11 protein-coding genes and 1 pseudogene are annotated in these 11,047 nt (G+C 37.7%); 2 read left to right on the top strand and 10 right to left on the bottom strand.

Features of this window, described 5'->3' with window-relative positions:
• Nucleotides 1-724, bottom strand: a pseudogene (locus QAI40_RS14990) (excinuclease ABC subunit UvrA); the annotation flags it as partial.
• A complete protein-coding gene (gene pdxA / locus QAI40_RS14995; RefSeq protein WP_299983475.1) occupies nucleotides 714-1,742 on the bottom strand; it encodes a 4-hydroxythreonine-4-phosphate dehydrogenase PdxA in 1,029 nt (342 codons plus the stop codon). The pseudogene QAI40_RS14990 and the gene pdxA, both read right to left, overlap by 11 nt.
• 515 nt (nucleotides 1,743-2,257) lie before the next feature.
• Between pdxA and dnaA the strand changes: the two genes are divergently transcribed.
• Nucleotides 2,258-3,640 carry a chromosomal replication initiator protein DnaA gene (dnaA, locus tag QAI40_RS15000; protein WP_299983477.1) on the top strand — a complete coding sequence of 461 codons (1,383 nt, stop codon included), beginning with the start codon at nucleotides 2,258-2,260 and terminating at the stop codon, nucleotides 3,638-3,640.
• On the top strand, nucleotides 3,641-5,020 hold the full coding sequence (locus tag QAI40_RS15005) for an FAD-binding oxidoreductase (protein ID WP_299983473.1): 1,380 nt from the start codon (nucleotides 3,641-3,643) through the stop codon (nucleotides 5,018-5,020).
• A 71-nt stretch (nucleotides 5,021-5,091) separates the two neighbouring features.
• On the opposite strand, the gene QAI40_RS15010 is transcribed toward QAI40_RS15005, so the two are convergent.
• The 8 genes from QAI40_RS15010 to QAI40_RS15045 form a co-directional block, all read right to left on the bottom strand.
• On the bottom strand, nucleotides 5,092-5,313 hold the full coding sequence (locus QAI40_RS15010) for a hypothetical protein (protein ID WP_299983471.1): 222 nt from the start codon (nucleotides 5,311-5,313) through the stop codon (nucleotides 5,092-5,094).
• Between the two features lie 48 nt (nucleotides 5,314-5,361).
• Nucleotides 5,362-7,005, bottom strand: a complete 1,644-nt coding sequence (gene hflX, locus QAI40_RS15015) for a GTPase HflX (protein ID WP_299983470.1) — start codon at nucleotides 7,003-7,005, stop codon at nucleotides 5,362-5,364.
• Complete coding sequence (gene dnaB / locus QAI40_RS15020; protein ID WP_299983468.1) at nucleotides 7,002-8,381, bottom strand: replicative DNA helicase; 1,380 nt, start codon at nucleotides 8,379-8,381, stop codon at nucleotides 7,002-7,004. Before dnaB ends, hflX begins: the two co-directional genes overlap by 4 nt.
• Nucleotides 8,382-8,444: 63 nt before the next feature.
• Nucleotides 8,445-8,900, bottom strand: coding sequence for a 50S ribosomal protein L9 (gene rplI / locus QAI40_RS15025; RefSeq protein ID WP_299983466.1), 456 nt, complete (start codon nucleotides 8,898-8,900; stop codon nucleotides 8,445-8,447).
• A gap of 70 nt (nucleotides 8,901-8,970) precedes the next feature.
• Nucleotides 8,971-9,921, bottom strand: coding sequence for a DUF2232 domain-containing protein (locus tag QAI40_RS15030; protein ID WP_299983464.1), 951 nt, complete (start codon nucleotides 9,919-9,921; stop codon nucleotides 8,971-8,973).
• Between the two features lie 21 nt (nucleotides 9,922-9,942).
• Nucleotides 9,943-10,209 carry a 30S ribosomal protein S18 gene (rpsR, locus tag QAI40_RS15035; protein WP_299983462.1) on the bottom strand — a complete coding sequence of 89 codons (267 nt, stop codon included), beginning with the start codon at nucleotides 10,207-10,209 and terminating at the stop codon, nucleotides 9,943-9,945.
• 22 nt (nucleotides 10,210-10,231) lie between these two features.
• A complete protein-coding gene (gene rpsF, locus QAI40_RS15040) occupies nucleotides 10,232-10,705 on the bottom strand; it encodes a 30S ribosomal protein S6 (RefSeq protein ID WP_299983461.1) in 474 nt (157 codons plus the stop codon).
• Between the two features lie 155 nt (nucleotides 10,706-10,860).
• Nucleotides 10,861-11,047 (bottom strand): hypothetical protein (locus tag QAI40_RS15045; RefSeq protein WP_299983459.1); only part of this gene is annotated, 187 nt, incomplete at its 5' end.

The raw sequence follows: 11,047 nt of genomic DNA on the forward strand, positions 1-11,047 counted from the left end.
TTCGGGTCAGATCAAGTATGGTTACAAGCCTCTCCGACAACGAAAGAGCAAGTTCCAAGGAGTCTGTCAGGCGTTTTTCAATACCATCTTTAATGATCAGTCGGTCTACAACAACATCAATGATGTGCTTTTTGTTTTTTGGAAGTTTAGGAAGATCATCGATTAAATAGATTTCACTATCAACCCTGACCCGGGCAAAGCCATCTTTTTTTATTTTTAAAAACAGTTTTTCATGGGAACCTTTCTGTCCGTTTATCAAAGGAGCCAAAACTACAATTTTTGATTTTTTATCAAGATCCATAACCCGATCAGTGATTTGATCAATGGACATGGAAGAAATGGGCAACCCGCATTTATAACAATAAGATTTACCGATTCTCGCAAATAACAATCGAAGATAGTCATAAATTTCCGTGACCGTACCAACTGTTGATCTGGGGTTGTGAGTGGCAGTTTTCTGTTCAATGGATATAGCAGGGCTAAGCCCGATAATAGCATCCACATCTGGTTTGTCCATCTGTCCTAAGAATTGTCTGGCATAGGTTGAAAGGGACTCAACATATCGTCGCTGGCCTTCGGCATACAATGTGTCAAAGGCCAGCGTTGATTTCCCTGATCCTGAAAGCCCTGTAATAACAGTCAAGCTGTTTCTGGGTATTTCAACATTAATATTTTTAAGATTATGTTGCCGGGCACCTTCAATGATGATTTTATCAGTATCCATTTATCCCCGGCTTTTTATTTTTGGCCTGGAATGCTGCCATTTTAATGGCTTCTGTCAGGCTTGAAGGGTCTGCGATTCCTTGCCAGGCTATGTCATAAGCTGTCCCATGATCCACTGATGTTCTGATAATAGGAAGGCCAAGTGTAGTATTTACACCGTCCTTAAAATGGATGAGCTTGAATGGAATAAGGCCCTGGTCATGATACATGCAAACCACAGCATCATACCATCCATTGACAGCCTGGTAAAAAATAGTATCCGGGGGCAGGGGGCCGAAGGCTTTCATTCCCTCCTCTTTTGCAAGCCTGACAGCTGGAGCGATGATATCTTCTTCCTCCCGCCCAAACATGGAGTCTTCCCCTGAATGGGGATTTAATCCTGCAACGGCAATTTTAGGCGTTTTGATATTAAACCGTTCTTTTAAAGAAGTATGGGTTAATCTTATTTTTTTGATAATACCTTCTATGGTAAGATGGGCAGACACCTGGGATAGCGGAATATGAATAGTGACAAGAACAACCTTAAGTTTATTGCCTGACAGCATCATGGCATAATCTTTTGCTTTTGTCCTATGCGCCAGCAATTCCGTATGCCCATGAAATTGAGAGTTCGCAAGCTTTAAAGCGGTTTTTGTGATGGGACAGGTCACAAGGCCGGAAATGCGGTTAGCCAAGGCAAGATCAATTCCTTTAATGATATAGTCCTGCATGGCAATTCCGGTTTCAATGGTTGGCCCTGAAAGATCGGAACAGTCCATATTAATATTGGAGATATCCATTAGATCCAATGTATTAAACAGGTAATTGCCTTGTCTTGGATCATCTATGATATTAATATGATGGTTGAAGTTTAAAAATTTCAATGCCTGTTTTATAATGTATGAATCTCCAATAATCACAGGCTTGCACAAGGCATAAAGTTTGGGATCACTTAAAGCTTTTACCAGTATCTCGGGGCCGATCCCTACAGGGTCCCCCATGGTAATGCCAATAATTGGAAGGGTGTGTGAATGTTTCATCAAAATATCTATAATATTAAAGTTTAATAATGCAAAATAAAGTGCAATATACTATTGGAAAATGAAAGTGTAAATATAATTTATTTCATAAAATTGTGAAACTACTGTTAAATTCATGTTTTAAAAAAAGATGGAAATTTTATTAAATTTAAAGCAATTAAAAGAAAAATGGAATAAATCGGAGGAAATTTATTTTTTTAGAAATTAAAAGTTTGCTTTGAAATGTTAAAATCTCCTGGAAAAATAACTAGTTGTCGAAGTGGTTGTAATTTTTAGAAAAATTTTTGTTCCACAGAAAAAATTTAATAAAATCAAATGATTAAAAAATTATGCCAAACAAAAATCTAATATTATACTAATGCTTCTTATTAGATTTGACCAATAAAAGATATTTCATTAATTAAAAATATACTTTTTTTAAATGTCCGTTTTATCCGTTAGTAATTATTAAATTTGCTTTATAAACCTGTGTTTCAATTCGCAGTTGAAGGGAAGAGGATTTTTTTTTGGAAAATATGGGATCATTCTGGGAAGAAGTAAAATGCCAAATCAAAAAGATAGTACCCGATCATAGTTACAGGATGTGGATAGACCCTGTCGAGCTTCTTGAGCATGATAATCATCATATTAAACTATCCAGCCCAAATGCCTATTCTATCAAACGGTTAAAAGATAATTATCTTTCGATATTTGAAGAAGAGTTTTCAAGAATAGGGATTAATGATATCAATATTGAATTTAAAGTATCTTCCAAAGGAAAATCAGCTTCAGTGGGAAAAAATAAAAAAACAAGCGCATATCCAGCAGTTCCTTTACCATCGAAAAAATTAAAGCAAATGCATCTGCCCGGGCTTAACGTAAGGTTTAACAGCGGACGGATGTTCAAAAAAGGATTCACTTTTGATGATTTTGTGGTGGGGGACAATTCAAACTTTGCGTATTCTGCAGCATTATCCCTTGCCCAGGGAAAAACAAACGGTTCTAATATCCTTTATATTTTAGCTAAAACAGGCCTTGGAAAAAGTCATTTGTCCCAGGCCGTCGGACGTCATATTATTACAAACAGCCTTTCCAAAAGGGTCTATTATATAACAGCAGAAGAGTTTACCAATGAAATGATATTTTCTTTGAAAAACAAAACCATAGAAAGGTTCAAAGAAAAATACAGGAAAAAATGTGATGTATTGATTCTTGAAAATGTTCATTTTTTGTCTGGAAAGGATGCGACACAAAATGAATTAGCCATCACATTGGATAACCTCCTTGAAGCAGATAAAAAGATCATTTTTTCAGGATGCGAGCTTCCGGATGATATTCCCAAACTCAATGTCCAGCTAAAGTCCCGTTTAACCCTTGGACTTGTCACACAAATTGATAAGCCGGATTATGCAACCCGGGTCAGAATATTAAAAAAGAAATCCAAAATTTTTGGATATGACATTCCCAATCAGGTAACTGAGTATATTGCCCAGGAATTGTGCGACGATGTCCGGCAGCTTGAAAGCGGTCTGTTTGGTGTGGCTGCAAAAGGACAGTTAATGGGATACAATATTGATATTGAACTTGCAAAGAGTGTTCTGGCAAACATTACAAAAGCAAAGAAACGAATTACTGTTGAATCGATTAAAAAAATGGTTTGCAAAGAGTATTCAATTTCTGAAAAAGATATTGTATCGGCTTCCCGGAAAAAGAGGATCGTAAAACCACGGCAAATGGCTATTTTTCTTTCCAGAAAATATACGGATCAGCCGATAAAAAAAATTGGTAATAGTTATAATAAATATCATGCAACTGCCATATATGCCATCAATGCAATTGAAAGAGAGTTAAAGCAAAAAAGCGTTCTTTATGAACAAGTAAGCTATCTCTCTAAAAAAATCGAAACAGGGAAATTATAAATGGGATTTTCCAATTCTGTTTACAGGCACCTTCAAAAGATATCAGGAAAATCAAACGTCACAAAAGAAAAAGAAGAATTGTTGTGTTACTCCTATGATGCTACGGGAAATTCTTTTCTTCCGGATGCCATAGTATTCCCGGAATCAGAAAAAGAAGTCGCCCGGATTTTAAAACTGGCATCAAAAGAAAAGTTGATTGTGGTACCCCGTGGAGCCGGTTCCGGGATGACGGGGGGTGCTGTGCCGGTAAAGGGTGGTCTTGTGATGGTCACAAGCCGTATGAACAAAATTTTTGATATTGATGAAAACAATTTTTTAGTGAGAGTTCAACCCGGTGTTATTGTTTCTGATATCCATAAAAGCGTAGAAGAAAAAGGGTTGTTTTACCCTCCGGACCCTGCAAGTTCATCTGTTTGTACTATTGGGGGAAATATCGGTGAATGCGCAGGTGGACCAAGAGCGGTAAAATATGGGGTCACGCGCGATTATGTTTTGGGATTAAGAGCTGTGCTGCCTTCGGGGGAAGTGATTAAAACAGGGGTTGCCACAGTAAAAGGGGTTGCCGGGTATGATCTGACGCGCTTGATTGTCGGGTCTGAAGGTACCCTGGCAGTGGTTACCGAAATTACATTAAAGCTATTGCCAAAGCCTGAGACTGTTAAAACAATGGCTGTTTTTTTTGACAGTGTACAAAGGGCTGCCAGAACTGTTTCCGGTATTATGAAGGAAACGGTTATCCCAAGATGTGTTGAATTTCTGGATGAAGCTTGTCTTGACCTTGTAAAAGATTCCCTTAGCTTTGACTTGCCTGAAAGTATTAAGGCCTTGTTGATAATAGAGCTGGATGGAGATGTTAACAGTGTTGAAAAAGATGCCGAAAATATAAAAAAATTATGCTTTTCCTATGAAGCCCTTGATGTATTAGTAGCAAAAGATACCATTGCGGCACAAAAATTATGGGATGCCAGAAAAGCGTTATCTCCGATTCTTTATAAAATTGCAAGCAATAAAATAAACGAAGATATTGTTGTTCCCATCGATAAAATACCTGACCTGGTTCAGGTGACCCAAAAAATACAAAAAACCTCGGGACTGAAGGTGGTCAGCTTTGGTCATGCAGGGGATGGAAATATCCATTGCAATATCATGTATAATAAAGCGGATGAAAACGAGTTAAAAAGGGCAGAAAAGGCTGTTGATGAGCTTTTTAATGCGACGTTAAGCTTAGGGGGCACCATTACCGGAGAACATGGGGTCGGTATGACTAAAATGAAATACTTGCCCCTTGAAATCGGTGCCACACAAATTGAACTAATGAAAGGGATTAAAAGGGTATTTGACCCCCAGAATATATTAAACCCGGGCAAGATTTTTGAGTGAATGTAAAAAACCGCTAACCGTCTGGATTCACAAATCTTTGACCTGAATCTTCCGCATAGACCAAAACAAAATTATTGAAGTTTTATCGCATAATGATTGTGGATTAATAATTTTTCCAAAATATCAATTTTTGGATTTTTATTATGCAGGATGCAGCATCGTATAGATATTGAACAATATTTTGAACAAAGCTTGTTTTTTTTATTAAACTCTCCAAAACAATCCGGTATGTCTATGGAGTCTTTTTTAATCGAATTGTTGATAATTATCTGGTCCAGCTGTTTTATTTCCATATTCATTCCATATATAGATTGTTTTTTCCATATTTAGTGTAAAAAATTCTATCGGTCAACACCTAATTTTTTTATCGAAATCATTGATTCCAATTTTTCAACCAAAGGTTTCAGGGCTTGTTTTTGAGTGGCGGAAATAAGAATACCTTGGTTTAGCAACCATTTATCATCAAAAGAATCAAGATCAATTCGATCTATTTTATTAAATACATAGAGGGTAGGGATTTTATTTAGTTTCAAATTTTTAAGAATTTTTTCTACGGATTCTTTTTGCTGCTGATAACGGGGATTGCTGATATCTATCACATGTAAGATAATATTTGCATCAGCCAGTTCTTCCAGGGTGGCATGAAATGATTGCATCAACTCTTTTGGAAGATTTTGGATAAACCCGACAGTATCCGTGATAATGACTTCTGTGTCTTTAGGGAATCTCAATCGCCTGCTGGATGGATCAAGGGTAGCAAACAATCGATTGGCTGCAACAATCTTACTTTGAGTTAAGGTATTCAAAAGAGTTGATTTGCCGGCATTTGTATAACCGACAATTGAAATAATGGGTAAATCCTTTCGCTTGCGCCTGGATTTTTGCTGATGGCGTTGTTTGCGGATTTTGACAATTTCTTTTTTTAACCGGTTGATCTTTTCCCTGACCCTTCGTCTATTGATTTCAAGCTTTGTCTCGCCAGGCCCTCTGCCCCCAATTCCGCCGATCAACCGTGACATGGCTGTATTTTTAGTGATCAGTCGTGGCAAAAGGTATTCCATCTGGGCAAGTTCCACCTGAAATTTACCTTCCCTTGACTTAGCCTGTTTGGCAAAAATATCAAGGATCAGCTGGGTCCGGTCAATGACTTTCATTTCAACAAAATCAGTAATGGAACGAATCTGAGAAGCAGATAATTCCCTGTTAAACACCAGCATGGTAGCATACTTTTGAATCGCCTGAATAATCAGGCTTGAAAGTTTTCCCTTGCCGACAACGAATTTTGGATCAATGGTTTTTCTTCGTTGGATAGCTGTACCAATCACGTTGATATTGCTTGTTTTGCAAAGATCTTTAAGTTCTTCCATCAAGGCCCAGGCTTTCTTGGGATCTGAAGTCGTTGCATTGATCAAAAATGCGTTTTCAGTGCCTGATTCAGGCTTGTATAAAGAATTCTTTCTTGTCAGCTCAGATTCAAGCGCCAGAATTTGAGCCAGACAATCAATGTTCAGTTGATGAATGGTGCCGGGTGCTATAGTTTGATATGGCGCTGAATCCTCATCCGGAAGGATATGCCCGGAATAAACGGTTCCAGGCTTGCCGCCCGGTGTGATACAAATAGCCGTGATATAATCCAGTCGCAACAGTGCAAGGTCTGTGAGGTCATCCCTTGTCAAGGGTTCTTCTTTTAAATGGGTATGAATGAGGCGCAGCCCCTTGAGCTTACCGGGAAGGGCCATAAAACCTGCAGTTATCGGAATGACAATTCTGTGGGACTCTCCGACAACAACATAAATAATTTTTCCGTTTCGATCGATGAGAAGACCGATCTGCCGTCTGGTATCATGGGAAAGTTCAACTAAAAGGAGTGCGAGTTCCGGATTTATAATATACTCGGGTGGCGTGCTGTATTTATAGAGATTTTCAATTCGTTTGATCTGAGTGTTTCTCAGGCCGGAAGTGTTACCGGTAAGGTTTCTCTTCATTCAAATTCCTGGTATGAATCCGGTGCAAGTTCTTCAAACCGTGTATATTGACCCATAAAATGCATAAATGCAGTGCCTGTAGCACCGTTTCTGTTTTTGGCAACAATGATTTCAGCTGTACCTTTTTTAGGATTATCCGGTTCTTTATTATAGACCTCATCCCTGTAAATAAATGCAACAATGTCTGCATCCTGTTCCAGAGCGCCGGACTCACGAAGATCAGACAGCATGGGACGTTTATCAGAGCGCTGTTCAAGCATACGGTTCAGCTGAGATACAGCAAGGACCGGAACATTCAACTCTTTGGCAAGCGCTTTTAAAGATCTTGATATTTCAGCAATTTCAAGATCTCTTCGATCGGTCCTAAACGGGGGCTTCATCAACTGAAGGTAATCAACAATAATTATGCCAAGCTCATTATGCTTTTGATAAAGCTTTCTTGCCTTTGCTCTTATTTCCATCACAGTAATATTAGGCGTGTCATCAATAAAAATGGGCAGTTCATTTAAAATACCCGCTGCATCCGTTGTATTTTGCCAGTCTTCCTGGCTGATAAAACCGGTTCGAAGCCTGTTTGAATCTATTCGTGCTTCTGAAGTTAGCAGTCTCATGGAAAGCTGCTCGTTGGACATTTCAAGGGAGAAAACGGCAACAGGTTTGTGTTCCTCAATGGCAACATTTCTGGCAATGTTTAAAGCAAAGGCTGTTTTTCCCATGCTGGGCCTTGCTGCCAGAATAATCAAATCAGATTTTTGCAATCCGGATGTAATATTGTTTAATTTTACATATCCGGTAGAAAGTCCGGAAAGTCCTCCATCTTTTCCCTGCCGTTCTTCAAGTTTATCAATGTTTAAATTGATCAAATCTCCTAAGTTTTGAAAGGAACTCCCCGATTTTTTTTCTGAAATATTTAAAATAGAGCTTTCGGCAAAATCAATAATATCTTCAAAATCGCCTTTATCTTTCAGACATTTTTCAATAATACCCGAAGAAGCAGTTATCAATTGTCTTAAAGAAGCTTTACCCTTAATTATTTTGGCATAATGGACAGCATTTACAGCAATCGGGGCCGCATCAGAAATGGCTGCAAGATAGGCAACTCCACCGATACTTTCAAGTTCTTCTTTTTCTTTGAGCCGATTGGCAACCGTAACAAGATCTGCAGGCTCTTCTTTGTTGGCAAGCTCTATAATTACCCTGAATATTTTTTTATGAGCGCCTTTATAGAAGTCCTCATAAGATATTATGTCTATAATATCATCAAGGCTGTCATTATTAATAAATATAGCACTTAATATTGATTCTTCCGCATCAATATCATGGGGAGGTGTTTTGATTAAAAGTGGGTCCGTGGCTATTTTATTTTTTATGGTCACAATATAATTTTTAATAGGTGCATCCGGGAAAACTTTAAAATCTTCCCGGATGCAGGTTAAATATTATTTTTCTTCTTTTTCAGCAATGACATTTACAGTAATTTCAGGCTCAACATCTTTGTAAAGACGAATGGGCACTTTGTACTCACCGATTTCTTTTATGGGTTCGGCAAGAAGAATGGACCGTCGTTCCAGCATAATGTTCTGACTGTTTAGAGAGTCTTTGATGTCATGGGTTGTAACTGATCCATAAAGACGGGATTCTTCATGAACCTTGGCGCTGATTGTACATACAACATTTTTAATTTTATCCGCCATCTCTTCAGCAATTTTTCTTTCTTTGGCAATCTGAAGCTCAAGTTTTGCTTTTGCCTGTTCCATGACTTTTCTGTTCTGGGGTGTAGCAAGAATGGCTTTGCCTTGAGGCAGAAGATAGTTGCGACCAAACCCTGGCGCCACATCACATTCTGCTCCTGCGATGCCAAGCGTGTCAATAGTTTCTTTTAATATAACTTTCATTTAAACCTCCAAAAAAATTCAGCCGGTTTTCTTTTCTTTAATGAGGCTGACTTTTAGTTTATTTTTTTTATCATGTAGCCGTATCAAGTTTTCTAAAATTGATCCAAGTATCAAACAATCCAAATCCGATGACAAGGAACATAAAAAGAGGTTGAATTGCAATTAAGATGTAAAAAAAAAACTTCAATGCAAAAGGGGCGTTCTTTTTTTGAAAAAAAAATGATACCACTGCAATTCCCTGGAAAAAATATACAAACATTAAAATTATCAAGCAGTTTACAGAAAGTAATTTTAACATATCTACGGGTAAAAATATTAAAACAGATAAAGCAATTACACCAAATACCAAATAATCGGGCGCTTTCCATTGATTTAAATTTTCAATACTTTTGATAATAATGCCTCTTTTTAATAATAACTTTTTTATAAAAAGGATGTTAAGCCATACCATAATAAGGTACGAATTGATAAATATTCCCGGAAAAATCATAACAAACAATGAACTTGCTTTTTCAAGCATTTGCTGGTCAACTTTTATTTCCGGATAAAGTTGAGCCGATTCTGAAAAAAGTTGGGTTGATAAAGCTTGATATCTGGACACATAATTTGAAATTAATTGTTCAATTCCCTGGGCTTGAGTTAAAGAATAAATAAGCAAAACAGCACCGCAGGTCCCCAGAACTGCAAGGCCTGTGTATAGCATAATTTTTTCAATAGTTAAGTGTTTTTCTATAAATTCACCAAGGAAAAAACCTGTCATCAATAAAGAACCAAAGTAGAGCGTATTAAATGCAAAGTTATTGGTAAATACAATCAGAACAGCCAAGCTTGCCGCCACGATAATACCGCTACCGTTTCTTCCTGCCTTAAGCCTGTAAAACAGAACAGGCAAAGGAAGGAACAGCCAGGCAAAGATACCGATCAACGGCATGATATACATGATGGCAATGATCAGCACACATAAAAGGATACCGATTAGAATATCCTTAATCGCTGTAGGTTGTATTAATGTACCCGTCACCTGCATTACTCCTGCTTTTTTTTAATACATAGGCCTGCCAACAAACGGCAGCAGCGCTATCTGGCGAGATTGCTTGATGGCAACAGTAAGCTGGCGCTGATGTTTGGCACAGGTGCCCGTGATTCTTCTGGGAATTATTTTCCCCCGTTCTGTAATGAATTGTCTGAGTGCTTTCGGAGTTTTGTAGTTTATTTCAAGATCATTGTCCACACAGAATCTGCATATTTTGCGACGTTGATAAAATTTATTTTTACCACCGCTTTTTTGATTTCTACGGTTATTATACATTGTCATTTCCCTTCAATCTTAATTATTCCGTTTCCTTTTTGGTTTCTTCAACTTTTTCATCTTCCTTGGAAGTCTCTTCCTCAGCAGATTCTTTGTCTGCCTTTTCCTCAACAGTCTCTTCTTCAACAGATTTTTCTTCTATCTCATCTACCTGTTTGGATTGATTTTCCGCTTCCAGAGCTTCTTTTTCAAGTTGTTCCGCCGTTACATCATCAGAAAGAAGGATGGTCATAAATTTCATCACATCATCACTAAGACGAAAGTTTCTCTCAAGTTCTTTTATAAGATCGCCAGTTCCGCCGTAAGTGACACATACATAATGACCACGTAATTTTTTCTTGATTTCATAGGCAAGCTTTTTGTTGCCCCACTCATCAAAATTTAAAAAAATACCATTTTCTTGCGCAATAATATTTCTGACTTTATCAAACAGGTCAACACGAGCTTGATCCTGAAGATCGGGGTCAGAAATAAAAACAGTTTCATACTTCCTCATTTTTTCTCCTTACGGATATAAAGCCCTGACAATCAGTCAGAGCAAGGATTAATAGAAAAAACAACACCTGCCTGTTCAGGTGTTGCATAAAAACTATTTTGTATATCATTAAAATCTATTCGGGTCAATATTTATCTTGATCTCAAATCTCCGATTTATGCTTGGGCCAGCTCATTAAAAACAGGCGGTGGATTTGGGTTGATCTGGATATTTGCCATAAGAATCAAATTTTTATACATCTGCCATAAACCCGTTACGATCCAGGTTATCTTATCCGTCCAGTGCCTGAATAATTTTTTAAAGTTCTCAAAGGTCTTCCATTGAACAGCAGAAACTCGCATT

The organism is Desulfobacula sp. (assembly GCF_030611305.1).
Lineage (GTDB): Bacteria > Desulfobacterota > Desulfobacteria > Desulfobacterales > Desulfobacteraceae > Desulfobacula.

Coding starts and splice junctions, on each gene's coding strand:
- rplI (WP_299983466.1), bottom strand. CDS start 8,900: ATGAAAGTTATATTAAAAGAAACTATTGACACGCTTGGCATCGCAGGA.
- QAI40_RS15010 (WP_299983471.1), bottom strand. CDS start 5,313: ATGGAAATAAAACAGCTGGACCAGATAATTATCAACAATTCGATTAAA.
- hflX (WP_299983470.1), bottom strand. CDS start 7,005: ATGAAGAGAAACCTTACCGGTAACACTTCCGGCCTGAGAAACACTCAG.
- rpsF (WP_299983461.1), bottom strand. CDS start 10,705: ATGAGGAAGTATGAAACTGTTTTTATTTCTGACCCCGATCTTCAGGAT.
- QAI40_RS15005 (WP_299983473.1), top strand. CDS start 3,641: ATGGGATTTTCCAATTCTGTTTACAGGCACCTTCAAAAGATATCAGGA.
- pdxA (WP_299983475.1), bottom strand. CDS start 1,742: ATGAAACATTCACACACCCTTCCAATTATTGGCATTACCATGGGGGAC.
- rpsR (WP_299983462.1), bottom strand. CDS start 10,209: ATGTATAATAACCGTAGAAATCAAAAAAGCGGTGGTAAAAATAAATTT.
- dnaA (WP_299983477.1), top strand. CDS start 2,258: ATGGGATCATTCTGGGAAGAAGTAAAATGCCAAATCAAAAAGATAGTA.